We start from the raw sequence: 15,689 nt of genomic DNA, 5'->3' as shown, positions 1-15,689 counted from the left end.
CCCTCGATGAACCAATAAGGATCAGCCCATTGCATTACTCAACCAGCAAGGCATAGACGATGCCTGGTCCATGAACGCCTATAGTCAAATCGTTCTCAATATCAGAGGACCTGCTTGGCCCCGATATAAAGTGAATGCCGGCAGGCAGCTTCTCGCGTCCCGCTTCATCGAAAGTAACGAGCACCTCGCCGAGTCTCGTCTTGAGCCGATCGATTGGAATAATAATAATGAGCACCGTAGGCAATAAGCTGACTGAGCGCCCCTTATTCGGCGCGGATAGAACGGTTACCGAGCCTGTATAAGCGACTGCATGATCGGCAATAACGATGCCGAAATCAGCTTCAGCCGCACGAGCGCGCCAATATTGTGCGTCATCAGTATTCCATACGCAGACGCTTGTATCGGCAAGCGCCGTTTCCAGCTCAAGCGCATCCAGCTCTGGCTGATTCTGCCGAATGACATATTTCGCGCTCATTTCTTCAGCCTTCTGAACGATGAACAATTTCACTTCATCCATAGAGCCAAGGCGGGCAACATGACCACCTACGGATAGGAAATTGTCTGTAAAAGCTTGAATCCGCTCCTCTTCGCTCCACTCGAACGCATTCCAGAAATCCGGCGCTCCTCGGAAGGGATGCTTCGGCTGATCAAACATTCTCGGATGCCTGAGCTTGGAGGCAATACCATCCATAAACTGCTCCTGCTTCGCCTTCGATTCCGCTTCCAGCTTCTCCAGCCACTGCTTATGCGTATCAGCCATGTCCATGTCCTCCCTTACCTTGTTTCTCGTCAAGCTCACGCTTTCGCACCAGCTCTTCCATCCGATTCTGCATCGTCGGCTCCATCTGCTTCAAACCTTGCTTCAGCTCTTGATCGAGTGTATCCCAGCGATCCCGGAACGATTCCTTAGGCAGGCTCGGCGTAACACGATACGTATTCCAGCCTTTGAGCGGCCCGAGCTTCGTCTTAATAACACCACTGCGCACGACCAGCTTCTGGCCAAGCTTACCTAGTCGAAGCACACCGCCAAGACGCGATGAATTACCCATAATGGTTGCAAACCCCTGCATGCCAATCGATTCCATCTTGCTGCCGTTTCCGCTCTCGACCTTCCGCCTGCGCAAGTAGACAAGCATGTCATGCAGCGGGATTTTGACCGGGCAAGCCTCGTAGCAGGCACCACATAAGCTTGATGCGTTCGCAATATCATCCCACTCGGCAATGTTTTTGTTCAGAGAAGGTGTAAGAACCGCCCCGATTGGACCGCTATAGGTACTGCCGTAGGCGTGACCGCCAATATGGCGATAAACGGGACAAGCATTAAGGCATGCGCCGCAGCGGATGCAGTTAAGCAGCTCTTGGAACTCAGGATCGCCAAGCTGCAGGGAACGTCCATTGTCGATAATAATAATATGCATTTCATCCGGTCCATCCGCATCCTCCGAGCGGCGCGGGCCTGTAATGCCCGACATGTACATGGTCAGCTTCTGTCCCGTTGCCGAGCGAGGAAGCAGCGTAGCCATCACCTCTAGATCAGACCACGACGGAATGATCCGTTCCATGCCCATCAGTGTAATTTGAGTCTTCGGTACCGTGCTCACCATCCGTGCGTTTCCTTCATTCTCAAACAGCACCATCGAGCCCGTCTCTGCAATCGCGAAGTTGCAGCCGGTCATGCCGATTTCAGCATCGAGAAACTTCTCGCGCAGCTTCTTACGTACGAAGCCCGCAAGAGCGGTCGTGTCCGGCGGCAGTGTATAACCCGCTTCTTTGGAGAGAAGGTCGGCGATCTGGTAGCGGTTTTTGTGTATAGCCGGAATAACGATATGCGATGGCATTTCACCCGCCAGCTGAATAATATATTCACCAAGATCGGTTTCAACCGCCTCTACGCCGATTGACTCAAGTGCATGGTTGAGATGCAGCTCCTCCGACACCATCGATTTGGATTTGACGACTGATTTGGCGCCTGCATGCTCAGCGATATCGAGCGTGAGCTTCACGGCCTCCTCTGTCGTATTGGCAAAATGCACATGAACCCCGTTGGCCCGCGCATTGTTCACAAATAGGTTCAAGTAATAATCGAGATGAGCAATCGTATGCAGACGGATTTGCTTGCCGCGTTCCCGCCAATCCTCCCAGTTACCATGCTCGTCTGTCGCTTTTTTCTTGCCGTTGCGCAGCCGCTCAGTCGTAAATCGTACAGCCTTGCGCAGAAACTCATCGTTGAGTGCAAGATCCGCCCGTGCTTTAACAGTCGCTTCCGTTTTTGCTCCAGCCATGCTTATTTCACCCCTTCATAAAGCAGCTCTGCCAAATGCATCACGCGCACCGGCTCATTACGGTAACGCAGATTGCCCGCAATGTTGAGCAAGCATGCCATATCGAGACCTACTAGTACTTCCGCTTCCGTCTCCAGCACATGATCGACCTTCTCAGTCACCATCGCTCCTGAAATATCCGCCATCTTGACTGCGAACGTTCCACCGAAGCCGCAGCAATCCTCTGCGAACGGCAGCGGGACAAGCTCAAGGCCCCTTACCTTCTGAATAAGTGCCAGCGGCTCTGCTTTAACGCCCAGAATCCGACTTCCGTGGCAGGAAGGATGATAGGTGACCTTATGCGGGAACGAAGCGCCGACGTCGGTAACGCCGAGCACCTGCACCATGAACTGGGTAAACTCGAATGACTTGCTTTGCAGCCTATTTGCACGCTCCAGCATAATCGGATCATCCTCGAACAGCTTCGGATAATGATGAATCATACCTGTACAGGAACCAGACGGAGAGATGACGAAATCACTGTCCTCAAAAGCATCCAAAATCGTCTTTGCTGATTCCCGCGCTTCCTTCCAGTATCCGCTGTTGAAAGCAGGCTGCCCACAGCAGGTTTGTACCGTTGGAAACTGCAGGGAAACTCCGTATTTCGCCAGCAAACGTACCATCGCTTCGCCAACCCTTGGATATAGCGCATCGCTTAAGCAAGTAATAAACAATGAGACCTTCATACTCGCGCCCCTTCCGAGTTCTATTCATTCTATAATATCAGGTTGTCAGACATGTATGTTGAATGAAACGGCGCTGCGCTTCTGGTAAAGCCCGCGCCGCGCCGTATATGCTAAACGGTTGTAACCGATATTTGCTTATCTTCCAGCTGCATAAGCAGCTCTTGCGATAAACGTACATCTGTTATAATCGCATCTACATTGCTCAAATCAGCTACATGCGTGAACGCCTGTAATCCGAATTTGCTCGAATCTGCAAGCAGAATGACCTGATCAGCCATCCCGACCATTTTGTGCTTAATGCGTGCCTGCAGCTCATTAGACTCGCTAATTCCTCGTTCCAGATGAACACCCTTGCACGAGAAGAACGCCTTATCGACATGATACGCATCAAGAGAACGCTCGGCTAACGGGCCGACGTAGGATAACGAGCGCGAAGCCAATATTCCCCCAGTAGAAATCACTTCGATCTTCTCCTTGCTGCTCAGCTCCATGGCCACCTTAATGGAATTCGTGAGCACCGTAAGCGGAATATCCGGCATGCTTGCCGCCATATACCAAGCTGTCGAGCTGGCATCGAGCAGGATGCGATCCTTTGGCTGGATCAGCTTAACCGCCGCTTCCGCGATCCTCTTCTTTTCTTCCGCCTGTGCAATTTCACGCTCGAAATACGGGATTTCCGGCTGCTGATCCTTTACGCTAACCGCACCGCCATGGGATCGGCGCAAACGTCCGGCTTGCTCCAAGCGGTCCAGATCGCGCCGAATCGTTTCCTCGGTCACCTGACATAGCTCGCTCAGCTCCGTTACACGGATGCTGCCTCTCTCATTTACCAGCTGTACAATTTTGTCGTAACGTTCATGGACCAGCATAGCGTACCTCTTTCTTGCTTATATTTGAATTCGCTCACTTGCTCACTTGCTCATTCAATCGTTAAGCGATTCCTGTCTTTTCTTTAAAAAATCCGTATACATGCTCCCAAGCTTCCGGCTGCTCCGGCTCGTAAGTGTCAACCGGGAATGAATCCCGAATCACCTTGCGTGCCTCCCATATGTCCGCGAGCTTCCCGCTTGCGATCCATTGGACGATCAAATTGCCGATTGCACTGCCCTCGATAGGGCCTGCCCAAACCGGTTTACCGATAGCATTCGCTGTCCACTGGCATAGCAGCGTGTTCTGGATCCCGCCTCCTACCATATGAAGACCGCCAAAGGCTTGACCGGATAATTGCTCTGTAAGCTCAAGCACATATCTGTATTTCAAAGCCAAGCTCTCCAGAATACAACGGACAATAGCACCGTTGCTTGCAGGTGGTGTTTGGCCTGTTCGCAAACAATAGTCGGCAATACGAGCCGGCATATCGCCAGGGTGCAGGAATAGCGGATCATCGGGATCAATGAATGCAGCAAACGGCTCCGCATCATCGGCTAACTTAACTAATTCGGGAAAGGTGTATGAAATTCCTGCCCGCTCCCACGCACGTCTGCATTCCTGAAGCACCCACAAGCCCATAATGTTCTTAAGCAGGCGATACGTACCATATGCACCGCCTTCGTTCGTGAAGTTCAACTGCTGAGCAAGCTCATTAATTACAGGAGCTTCCACCTCTGTACCCATGAGCGACCATGTGCCGCAGCTCAAATAGGCGAACGAGCGATCCAGCGCAGGAACCGCCGCAACCGCAGAGCCTGTATCATGCTCCGCCGCCGCATAGACGGGTACGGACTCAATACCAAGCTCTTCACAAAGCGAAGTACGCAAGCTGCCAACAAGCGCTCCGGGCTGAACAACTGTTCCGAATAAATCGGGTGAGATGCCAAGCTCCTTGATTAGCTCCGCATCCCAGCTTTCTGATACCGGATTATAAAGCTGAGTCGTCGTAGCATTAGAAAACTCATTGTACATCTCACCAGTTAAGAAATAACGAAGCAGATCCGGTATCATCAGAAAATGCTTCGCATCCCTCAGCAGCGGCGAATCTGCTTTTTTCAAAGCAGCCAGCTGATAAATCGTATTAAACGGAAGAAACTGAATGCCCGTCTTCTCAAATATACGATCTGCCGTCAGCTCGCCCGCAACCTCCGCCATAACGCCGTCCGTGTGATGGTCGCGATAATGATAAGGGTTGCCGAGCAGTTCCCCGTTGCTACCGATCAATCCGAAATCAACCGCCCACGAATCGATCGCCATGCTTTCGAGCTTAATATCGAGATGCTTTACCTTCAGCAAGCCTTGCTTCAACTCATGAAGCAGCCGCAAAATATCCCACTGCAGCCGATCACCGACCTGCACCGGATCATTAGGAAACCGGTGCAGCTCTTCAACCTCGATCTTGCCGTTATTCAACCGGCCGAGCAGCGCTCTTCCGCTGCTCGCACCGAGATCAAAGGCGAGAATGGTCACCAGCTGGCACCGCCCTTGCCTCTCACTAAGATGTCCTTGCCATAACTGCTGCTAAGGTAAGCTTTCATAGGATCATGCGGTAAGCCCTGTTCTTCGCGAATGGCATGCAGCAAAGGCGTTACGTCAAATTCGAAAGCACGGCGGACAGCATCCTCGGCACCAAGCACATCATGTCGCTCAGCAGCCTCGTTTACTTCGTCATGGTTGATGAGCAGCGCTTTTGCAAGCTGTGTCTGCACATTCAGAACCGAACGCAGCATAGCAGGAATCTTTTGCTCAATATTATGTGATTGGTCGATCATATAGGTAATGCTCTCCGCGTTTTGGCGAACGCCTGCATCGGAGTCGCCTGCTGCGCTAAGAATCTGGTAGAAAATGAGGAACAACTCATAGGGATTAACCGTACCTACGATAAGATCATCATCCGCGTATTTGCGGCTGTTAAAGTGGAAGCCGCCTAGGCGCTTCTCGTCAAGCAAGTATGCAACGATATGTTCGATATTCGCACCGGGCAAATGATGACCCGTATCAACGAGAACTTCCGCCTGTGGTCCGAGCTTCTGTGCCAAGTTATAAGCCATGCCCCAATCAGCTAGATCCGTATGGTAGAAGGCCGGCTCAAAGCATTTGTATTCGATAAGCAAGCGCATATCCGGGGACAAAGCACCGTACATCTCCGCCAGCGCTTCCTGCATCCAAGCTTTACGCTTGCGAATATGCCCTTGGCCTGGGTAATTCGTGCCGTCAGCAAACCACAAGCTGAATTCTTTCGATCCTGTTTCCTTCGCAATGTCCACGCACTCCAGCAAATGATCTGTTGCTTTACGGCGGATTGCCGCATCGGAGTTGGTCACGCTGCCCAGCATGTAATCCTCGTCTTGGAACAGGTTCGGATTCACAGCGCCAATGGAGAGACCGAGGCTCTCGGCATGGCTTCTCAGCTTGCCATAATCGTCAACCTTGTCCCAAGGAATGTGAATTGCTACAGATGGAGCGATACCTGTCAGCTTATGAACCTGCGCCGCGTCATCGAATTTCTCGAACGGGTTGCGAGGCACGCCTTCCTTCTGGAATACTTTGAAGCGAGTACCGGAATCACCGTAGCCCCAAGATGGCGTTTCGATTTTGAGCGCTTTCAATCTTGCTTTCACTTCATCTATATTAATGCCTCTAGCTTTCTGCTGCTCTTCAAAAAACGCATATGCACGATCAGACATCTTGAACACCCTTTCAATTATAAGGTTAATTATTTCATTGGAAAAGCCATCGTTGACATTAACGTATTCTCTGCCTGTGTCGAATCAAGACGACTGTACTGCACGATAATTGCTATATCGCTCTGCACCTCGATGGCGTAAGGAACGCCAATTGGAATTGACGTCCCTTCCTTCACTAGAGAGCTCGTGCGGATATGCTTCGTACGTCTGCCCTGTACGACAACTAAAATATCTTCAAGCGGCTCACGATCCTCGAAAAAGATCGTAAAACGAATAAGTGCTTCTTCAGAAGAACAGTTCAGCACGCAAACCGATTCATGGCTGGTGAGTGCTCCTGTACTATCAGGCGGAATAAAGCCGTCCGGTATATACCAATACTTTTCTCCTCGCGCTTGAAACATATCGTTTTCTGCCTCCTAACGTGTAAAAGCTGCAGGTACGCCGCCGTCGATTGTCAGCATGCATCCGGTTGTTTTATCCGATTTGGAAGAAGCAAAGAACGCAATGCCTTCTGCGATGTCGCGCGGATAGATGTTCACGAGCAGAGTCGTGCGTTTGCGATAATATTCTTCCAGCTGATCCGGCTCAATCCCGTAAGCTGCTGCACGCTCATTGCGCCAGCTGCCGTTCCAGATCGCTGAGCCCTGCAAGATGGCATCTGGCAGAACGGTGTTGACGCGAATACCGAATTCTCCGCCTTCAGCAGCGATACAACGGGCAAGATGAGCTTCCAACGCTTTTGCCGAGCTGTATGCAGATGCATTTTTACCAGCATATACCGAGTTTTTCGATCCGATGAATACCATATTCCCGCCAATGCTTTGCTGCTTCATTAATTTGAAAGCTTCACGAGCTACGAGGAAGTAGCCTGTTCCGAGCACGTTCATGTTCAGATTCCACTCTTTGAGCGATGTCTCATCGAACGGACTGGATGTTGCAAGTCCAGCGTTGTTCACAATAATATCAACGCCGCCGTAAGCAAGTGCCGTGTCTGCATATGCTGCAATGACTTGCTCTTCGCTAGTCACGTCCATCTTAACTGCTGTCGCACGGTTATCGCCATACTTCTCATTAATCTCAGCAGCGACCTTCTGTGCGCCTTCAAGATTAAGATCGGCCAGCACAACATGAGCTCCTTCGGACACGAGGCGACGAGCCGTTTCGCTTCCGATTCCGCCCGCACCGCCAGTGATGAAAGCAACTTTGCGAGAGAATTCCGTTTCTGCTGGAGCAAGCGATAATTTGTAAAGCTCAAGCGGCCAATATTCCACGTTGTACGATTCGTTCTCGCTAAGTGATACGAAATCGCCAAGCGCTGTTGCGCCGCGCATAACTGCAATTGCACGATGGTAAAGCGCTCCGCTAACCTGTGCCATTGCCCAGCTTTTACCCGTGTTGATCATGCCGATACCTGGAATAAGAATAACACGCGGCGCCGCTTCGAACATAACATCGCCTTCGTTTTTGTTGCGCTCGAAGTACGCTTTGTATTGCTCTTTATAAGCTGCAATGCCTTCAGACAGCTTCGCTTTCAAACCGTCAATATCATCTACGTTAGGCGTCCAATCAATGAAGAGCGGAACAACTTTTGTATGAACGAGATGATCCGGGCACGCTGCTCCGACTTGAGACAATTGCGGGGAGTCCTGACCGCTTACGAACGCAAGTACATCCGCTTCATCATCAAATGTTAGAATCATTTTTTTCGCATCGCTTACTGCTCCCCGAATAGTCGGCATCACTTGAGCAGCTACGCTTCTGCGAGCATCTGACTCAAGCACTTCATATTTCACACCGCCGAACAGCGATGCTTCGTCAAAGCGGGATTCAATGAATGCTTCCGCTTCGGAAATGATTTTGATCGTTTGTGCATAACATTCCTCGCTCGTTTCACCCCAAGTGACAAGTCCGTGCTTCTCCATAAGCACAAGCTCGGCATTCGGATTGGCGAGTACACCTTCTGCAATCATTTTGGACAAGTTAAAGCCAGGACGAACATAAGGTACCCATACAAAGCGGTCGCCGAAAATTTCTTTCGCAAGCGCTCTGCCGTTGTCTGCGCAGCACAGGCTGATAATGGAATCCGGATGCGTATGATCCACGTGTTTGAATGGAAGGAAAGCATGCAGCAGCGTTTCAATGGATGCACGCGGATGCTTGGAATCGATCATACAGTTCACAAGGTATGCAACCATTTCCTCGTCAGGCATTTCAGAACGCTCAAATAACGGACGGATATCGTCCATACGAAGTCCGGTAAAGTTGCCTGCCTTCATAGAAGCCAGATCAGAGCCGCTGCCCTTCACGTACATGACTTCAACGTCACGACCGCGGAAATCCTTAACCGTAGTTTTAGTGGATGTATTGCCGCCACCGTAATTACATACGCGGCGATCCGCGCCGATAATATTGGAACGGTAGACAAGCTCAGCTAGTCCGCCTTCAAGCTGTGATGATTTCTCGTTTTCCCATAAACTTTGTACCATGGATATACCTCCGAATGTTGTTTTGTATTTGTTTGATTGGATCATAACATATTTGTTTGTGTTTGAATATATTTATTTCAAACATAAACGGAAACAAACTGCTTCCGTACTCTTACCCGTTTCAAACACATTTGCGTTTACAGCCGCCGATTTGAGAATCGCATAATTTTCCCAACGAAAAAAAGCCAACCTGCTATCAGGTTGACTCTCATGCATAGCTTATAGGCCCTCTAGCAGCCATCCCTTATTGGCAGCGAAGAATGACTTCAATATCCTGGTTGTAATTGCCGAAGCCTTTGCCGAACAAGGTTACGCCGCCGCAGTTTTTGGCAGCCTGGCTGCAAGAGATGCGGAACACAATTTGTTTGTCGTAAGCAAGCATGAGCTGATCAATCGTCACATTCGATACTTGAATGCCATCAATAAACGAGCCCAGCCGATTGACGCGAATCGTCTTAATTAAGCCATGCTGAATGTTTTTGTGCCACCACTCCGGTGTATACAATCCCCTCGTACTGCCGAAATCGCCAGGATAAGTCCACACACCTACACCTACGCCGTTTATCGTAAACGCGATGTCCGATGGCAGATGATTGATGCTGCATGGCGTGTCTGAGCATATTTCCATCGACAATTCCAATGATTCAGGCATCTCGTTATTAACCATATAATTCGGAATCCGGTACTCCACAAAACCCGATCCGAACCATAGTACTTTGGCCTGAACATGCTCGGGATCGGCAAAATATCGCGGATCATCGCACATGCCAATCATTTGCGTATCGGATGCCAGTCCGCATGTCGGCTTGATTTGATAGGAAGAATAGTTGCCGACCGGAAGTGAAACCTCATAACGCTTCGCTTCGTCTTTAGCCGGCGAGCTCTTGAATAGCAGCATCGTCTGCGTGAGCTGAAGATGGCATATTTTTTGCATACCTCGTTTGCCAGCCACGTTCTCGCTCCGAACAATACCTGCTTCCTCCAGCATATGTATATGCCTCGTTACAATAGGAGACTTTATGTCTAGCGCCTCAGAGAGGCTTTTAATATTCATCGGTTGAACTCCGAGCAATTCAATCATCTTGACCCTTGTCAGCGACGAAAGGCATTCTAGAAACTTCATATTGCGACTGCTTACTTCAACTTGCATGCCCGTACCCCTTTACTTCTATCTAATTGCAACCCATTATATAACTAAAAAGTTATCCTTTCAATGCCTATTATGAGGAAAACTTGACTTTCCAACCGTATTTCACTAAAATAAACGGCGTATACATAACTAAAACGATATTTAGTTACTATTCTAGTTACCTAATTCGTTTTTTCAAATCGATAGAGGAGGTACGGCATGAACTCATTCCAATTTGTTAACCCCACTCACATTGTGTTTGGCGAAGGCACTGCCGATCAAGTAGGAAAGCTAACGGAAAAGTATGGTAAAACGGTTCTCCTTGTTTATGGATCAGGAAGTGTGAAAAAAACAGGTTTGTACGATAAAACAGTCAGCCTGCTTCAAGAAGCCGGCATTACGGTGCATGAGCTTCCCAATATTGAACCGAACCCTCGCCTAAGCACTGTAAATAAAGGGATTGCGATTTGTCGCGAGCAAGGTGTTGATTTCATTCTTGCAGTTGGCGGCGGAAGCGTTATTGATGCATCCAAAGCGATTGCTGCAGGCGTGCCATACAATGGCGATGTATGGGATTTCTTCACAGGCAAAGCAGCCGTTCAGAAAGCTATACCAATCGGAACGATTCTAACACTTGCTGCAACAGGCTCCGAGATGAACGGATCAGCTGTCGTAACGAACTGGGAAGAGAATTTGAAGCGTGCCTTCGGCAGCTCCCATACGTATCCTAAATTCTCCATTCTCGATCCTACGCTTACTTATACGGTTCCGCGCAACCACACAGTTAACGGCGCTGTTGACATTATGTCGCATGTATTCGAGCAATATTTCAGCTTAACGGAAAACACACCGCTGCAAGAGCGTTTCTGTGAATCCATTCTGCAAACGGTCATTGAGAACGTTGAGCTTGCACTCGAGAATCCGGAACATGCTGCAGCACGCGCTAACCTGATGTGGTCAGGAACAATGGCTTTGAACGGCGGCATGATCAGCGTCGGCATGGCGAATGACTGGGCATCCCATGGCATCGAGCATGAAGTAAGTGCGATCTATGATATTCCGCATGGTGCTGGACTAGCCGTTATCTTCCCGAACTGGATGAAATATGTTCACGAAGAGCGGATCGATCGTTTCGTTCAATATGCTACGCGCGTATGGGGCGTTAATCCAGAAGGGAAATCGGATAAGGAAACGGCGCTTGAAGGCATTCAGGCAACGAGAGATTTCTTCACACGAATCGGTGCCGAGTCGCGTCTTGCAGACTTCGAGATTGGTAGCGAGAAGTTAGATCGCATGGCGGAGGAAGCCGTTCGCTACGGCGCAATCGGATCATTCAAACGTCTGGATAAACAAGATGTTAAAGCGATTTTGGAATTATCACTCTAGAGGAGGTTGTTAATCGATGACACAAGCACATACAGAGTCAACTACGCTTAGCAATGGCGTGAAGATGCCTTGGCTCGGCCTTGGCGTATGGAAGGTTAAAGACGACGGAGAAGCAGAACGTTCAGTGGCCTCTGCTATTGAAGCCGGCTACAGAAGCATTGATACAGCAGCAGCCTATAACAACGAAACAGGTGTAGGTGCCGGAATCCGAAACAGCGGCATCGCTCGAGATGAGATTTTTGTCACGACAAAAATTTGGAATGCCCATCAAGGCTACGATTCCACCCTTACTGCATTCGAAGACAGCAGACGTAAGCTCGGTATTGATGTCGTCGATTTGCTGCTCATTCATTGGCCTGTCAAAGACAAGTATACGGAAACCTGGCGTGCGCTTGAGAAGCTATACCGTGACGGCTTCGTTCGCTCGATCGGGGTGAGCAACTTCCAGATTCATCATCTGCAGGATGTTATCTCCTCAAGTGAAATCGTACCAATGGTCAATCAGGTCGAATATCACCCGCTTCTCACGCAAAATGAGCTTCATAGCTTCACCAGAAATAACCATATACAGTTAATGGCGTGGAGTCCTCTCATGCAGGGAAATCTGGATCAGAGTGTCCTCACCGAGATTGGCGCCAAATATGGCAAATCTCCTGCTCAGGTTGTCCTTCGTTGGGATTTGCAGAACGAGGTCGTTACGATTCCGAAATCGATCAACCCTGTACGCCAACAGGAGAATGCAGATATATTCGACTTTACATTGACCGATGAGGAAGTCACACAAATTAGCGAGCTTAACCGCGATCACCGCTTCGGCCCAGATCCGGATAACTTCAATTTCTAGTAAAAAACAGATCATGATAATCGGTCAGCTAAAACATGGAATCCATGTTTTAGCTGACCGATTTATTAATAGTTATCACCTCCAAATATAACACTGTGGATTAATACTCCCTTCTTGCCAACGCTCGCTTCGCTGTATCCTGCGTGAATACCCCTTCCGATGTAATAATCTTCATAGGAAGCTCTTTTCCCGCCATATAATCTTTTACGGCTTTCATAAGCTGCGGCCCAAGCAGCGGATTGCACTCCACGACAAAGTTTAATTTACCGGTTCCTAGCGCTTTTAATGCAGCCCTAGTCGCATCAATCGAAATGATTTTGATATCCTTACCCGGCTTCAGTCCATATTGTTCAATGGCCTGAATGGCTCCAAGAGCCATGTCGTCATTATGGGAATATACGACATCGATGTCTTCACCGTGTTGATCAAGCGCTTCTAGCATGAGCTGCTTACCATTTTCCAGTGTAAAATCACCTTGCAAAGACTGCACGATCTGATAGCCGCGCTCATCCTTAATAATTTCTTCAAAGCCTACCTTTCGTCCCACTGCCGGATCGGAATCCTTCGTCCCTTGAAGCTCCACAATGTTCACCTGTTCGGGGCTCTCTCCCATTTCTTGTGTGAGCCATCGAGCCGCCCGCCTGCCCTCCTCTACGAAATCCGAGCCGATGTAGGCGGTCCATAAAGAATCGTCACTTACTTTCACTTCACGATCGGAGAGAATAACAGGGATTCCGGCCTGCTTCGCTTCTTGCAGCACAACGTCCCAGCCCGTCTTCACCAATGGGGAAAACACGATAAAATCTACTTTCAATGCGATGAATTTTCGAATCGAGTCGATTTGCTTATCCTGCTGCTGAAGCGCATTCTCGTAAAGCAGTTCGATTCCCTCTTCTTTAGCCGCGTGGATAACGGAATTGGTATGCGCCAGCCGCCAGCCGCTCTCCAAGCCGACCTGAGCGAAACCGATTTTTATAGGTGCAGCTTCGGTTACCTGTCTTATCGGCTTAACCTTAGAGACGGACTCCGGTTCACCAAATTCATTGATGTTATCTTTCGTAATCGGGTGGCTTCTCACAATAATTTTTTTAGGAATCCCCTTCTCATTATTTAAAATATCGACCGCATAACGAATGGCCTCTCCGCCACCTGTCGGGCTGGTAAAAGTACCCGTAAGCGTGCCATCCTTCACGAGATTCAATCCACCGTTGTCACCCTTGATGCCATCTACACCGATAATCTTTACATCAGTTATCCCTTTTTTCTTCAAAGCAATAGAAGCGCCTAATGCCATGGCATCATTATGGGCAAAGATGAGATCAATATCCGTGTCTTTCCCCAACGTTTCCAAAAGTAAATCTTCCGACTTATCGCGCTGCCAATCCGCATATAACGACTCCGCAATTACAATATCTTTACGGTCAGTCAGTGCTTCACGGAAGCCTTCGCTGCGTTCATCTACCGTTGGCGAGCCTTTGAGTCCTAGAATCTCGACAACCCGATTATCCCCTGCTTCAAGCAGTTGCTTGGCGTATCCCGCTGCCTTGCTCCCGATGAGTCGATTATCCGTCCCGATATACAACGTATAATCATAACCCGTTACGCCGCGACCGAGTACGATAACCGGAATTTTCTCATAGATTTCAGTTATCGTAGGTGTGAGCAGAATCGGATCATCCAAAGAAATAATAAGCAAGTCAATGCCGTATCCTACCAGCTTGTGCAAATCCTCTTCCTGCTGCTTGCTGTCATTTCCTCCGTCGGTAAAAATAACGCGCAGGTCTGGATAAGCGCCGGCGTCGCGTTTAATCTCATCATTCAGTACGACACGCCATGGCTCGTTCAGATTAGGCTGCGATACCCCGATCAAATACTTCACGCCTTCTTCGGGTATCGTTGATGTCTGATTGCTGCAGGAATATAAACTTAAAAGTGCCATGAAAGCAATGAAAAAAAACAATATTTTGTACCTTGCTTCCTTCATGTCCAGCTTCCTTTGCGGTAGGAGTTTGGAGAAACGCCCGTTTTTTTCTTGAACGCATTGCTGAAGTAATGCTGGCTGTTATAGCCGACCTTTTCTGCGATTTCATATACCTTATAACTGGTATCATTCATAAGCAGCACTGCATGCTTAATCCGCACGTCCGTCAAATAATCAATGAACGAGGCGCCAATCTCTTTCTTCAGAAGCTTGCTTAGATAGGTCGGGCTTACTCTCACTTGGTCAGCCACTTCCTGCAAAGAAAGGTTCGGCATCGCATAGGCCTGCTCAACGAACTTCTTCGCTAATAGCACAACAGGCGACAAGCTGCCCTTCGCATTGATTCCTTTCACAAGCTCGTTATAAATACGATCGGCGTGCAAGAAGCCGTCCTGCATGACTCTATCCATGTGAATGACCATTCGCGCTAATATTTCTTCAAATTTCGTCTGAATGGCCATACACTGCTTCATCCATTCACTTTCATCCGCAATCGGCGAGAAAATGACAATATACCCCTTCTCATCCTCGAACACGATATGTGTGCCGCTATCCGCTAACAGATCCTCTATGATGTTTCTGGAAGCAAATTCGAGCAAATCCTTGCCCCATTCCTTTTTTACCGTACCTACGTTAGTGCCTTGCACGACCTTGAATACGGCCAGCCGGGTTGATGCATAAATCGGGAGCTGCAAATATTCAATATTTTTCACGACCTCTTCAGACTCCAGCAATCCATTCATCCATCTCCGCAAAAAATGGTCACGGATCAGCAGCGAATTGTTTTGCAGCTGCTTGCTCGTAAACGCATGGAACTCTTCTTTTATTTTATTTTTCTCGAGCTCAATGACGGCGCGGTCAATCAATTCCTTGAGCTGAGACTTGACCACCGGTTTTAAAACATAATCAAATACGTTCAGCTTTACGGCTTTCTGTGCATATGTAAATTCATCATAACCAGTAATTACGACGACCAGGCATTTATGCTCAAGCTGCAACTGCTCGACGAATGCCAATCCGTCCAGAAACGGCATGTTAATATCGACAAATATAAGATCCGGCTTCGTTGCCTTGGCAACCTCAAGCGCCTCGATTCCATCCTCTGCCTCGCCAACGACCTCAATGCCCAGCTCTTCCCATGGCAGCACCTGCAGCAGACCTCTTCTTATTCTTGGCTCATCATCAGCGATGACTAATTTCCACATGCTGTTCTCCTCCTTCTGTGAGTAAGAAGCTCTT

At 48.9% G+C, this 15,689-nt stretch carries 13 protein-coding genes; 2 read left to right on the top strand and 11 right to left on the bottom strand.

Annotated features, from left to right (window positions below; all coding sequences use genetic code 11):
* Positions 1 to 34 precede the first annotated feature (34 nt).
* The 9 genes from FGT79_RS12815 to FGT79_RS12775 all read right to left on the bottom strand — a co-directional run bounded on the left by FGT79_RS12815 (position 35) and on the right by FGT79_RS12775 (position 10,260).
* Positions 35 to 760 (bottom strand): LutC/YkgG family protein, encoded by a 726-nt coding sequence (locus FGT79_RS12815; protein ID WP_138753212.1) that lies wholly within the window; start codon positions 758 to 760, stop codon positions 35 to 37.
* A complete protein-coding gene (locus tag FGT79_RS12810; protein WP_138753211.1) occupies positions 753 to 2,282 on the bottom strand; it encodes a LutB/LldF family L-lactate oxidation iron-sulfur protein in 1,530 nt (509 codons plus the stop codon). Before FGT79_RS12810 ends, FGT79_RS12815 begins: the two co-directional genes overlap by 8 nt.
* A 2-nt stretch (positions 2,283 to 2,284) precedes the next feature.
* Complete coding sequence (locus FGT79_RS12805) at positions 2,285 to 3,007, bottom strand: (Fe-S)-binding protein (protein WP_138753210.1); 723 nt, start codon at positions 3,005 to 3,007, stop codon at positions 2,285 to 2,287.
* A 110-nt stretch (positions 3,008 to 3,117) separates the two neighbouring features.
* Complete coding sequence (locus tag FGT79_RS12800; RefSeq protein WP_138753209.1) at positions 3,118 to 3,876, bottom strand: DeoR/GlpR family DNA-binding transcription regulator; 759 nt, start codon at positions 3,874 to 3,876, stop codon at positions 3,118 to 3,120.
* Positions 3,877 to 3,937: 61 nt separating this feature from the next.
* On the bottom strand, positions 3,938 to 5,407 hold the full coding sequence (locus FGT79_RS12795) for a rhamnulokinase (RefSeq protein WP_138753208.1): 1,470 nt from the start codon (positions 5,405 to 5,407) through the stop codon (positions 3,938 to 3,940).
* The gene (gene rhaI, locus FGT79_RS12790; RefSeq protein ID WP_138753207.1) at positions 5,404 to 6,624 is read right to left on the bottom strand and encodes an L-rhamnose isomerase; all 1,221 of its coding nucleotides are present in this window, start codon (positions 6,622 to 6,624) and stop codon (positions 5,404 to 5,406) included. The genes FGT79_RS12795 and rhaI overlap by 4 nt, the downstream gene beginning before the upstream one ends.
* Before the next feature lie 29 nt (positions 6,625 to 6,653).
* Positions 6,654 to 7,025 carry a sensory rhodopsin transducer gene (locus FGT79_RS12785; RefSeq protein WP_138753206.1) on the bottom strand — a complete coding sequence of 124 codons (372 nt, stop codon included), beginning with the start codon at positions 7,023 to 7,025 and terminating at the stop codon, positions 6,654 to 6,656.
* 15 nt (positions 7,026 to 7,040) lie between these two features.
* Positions 7,041 to 9,110, bottom strand: a complete 2,070-nt coding sequence (locus FGT79_RS12780) for a bifunctional aldolase/short-chain dehydrogenase (protein WP_138753205.1) — start codon at positions 9,108 to 9,110, stop codon at positions 7,041 to 7,043.
* Positions 9,111 to 9,354: 244 nt separating this feature from the next.
* Positions 9,355 to 10,260, bottom strand: coding sequence for an ArsR/SmtB family transcription factor (locus tag FGT79_RS12775; protein WP_138753204.1), 906 nt, complete (start codon positions 10,258 to 10,260; stop codon positions 9,355 to 9,357).
* 198 nt (positions 10,261 to 10,458) lie between these two features.
* On the opposite strand from FGT79_RS12775, the gene FGT79_RS12770 reads away from it, so the two are divergent.
* The gene (locus tag FGT79_RS12770) at positions 10,459 to 11,625 is read left to right on the top strand and encodes an iron-containing alcohol dehydrogenase (protein ID WP_138753203.1); all 1,167 of its coding nucleotides are present in this window, start codon (positions 10,459 to 10,461) and stop codon (positions 11,623 to 11,625) included.
* 16 nt (positions 11,626 to 11,641) lie between these two features.
* Complete coding sequence (locus tag FGT79_RS12765; protein WP_138753202.1) at positions 11,642 to 12,469, top strand: aldo/keto reductase; 828 nt, start codon at positions 11,642 to 11,644, stop codon at positions 12,467 to 12,469.
* Positions 12,470 to 12,569: 100 nt separating this feature from the next.
* Here FGT79_RS12765 and FGT79_RS12760 read toward each other — a convergent pair whose 3' ends face one another.
* Both FGT79_RS12760 and FGT79_RS12755 read right to left on the bottom strand, forming a co-directional pair.
* Positions 12,570 to 14,453, bottom strand: a complete 1,884-nt coding sequence (locus FGT79_RS12760; RefSeq protein WP_138753201.1) for a substrate-binding domain-containing protein — start codon at positions 14,451 to 14,453, stop codon at positions 12,570 to 12,572.
* Positions 14,450 to 15,655: a response regulator transcription factor gene (locus FGT79_RS12755; protein ID WP_138753200.1), complete on the bottom strand. Its 1,206-nt coding sequence runs from the start codon at positions 15,653 to 15,655 to the stop codon at positions 14,450 to 14,452. Before FGT79_RS12755 ends, FGT79_RS12760 begins: the two co-directional genes overlap by 4 nt.
* Positions 15,656 to 15,689: the final 34 nt, after the last annotated feature.

Source organism: Paenibacillus sinopodophylli, assembly GCF_005930355.1.
Taxonomy (GTDB): domain Bacteria; phylum Bacillota; class Bacilli; order Paenibacillales; family Paenibacillaceae; genus Pristimantibacillus; species Pristimantibacillus sinopodophylli.
Note: the sequence above shows the minus strand (reverse complement) of the source record. Positions and strands in the feature narration are given on the sequence as shown.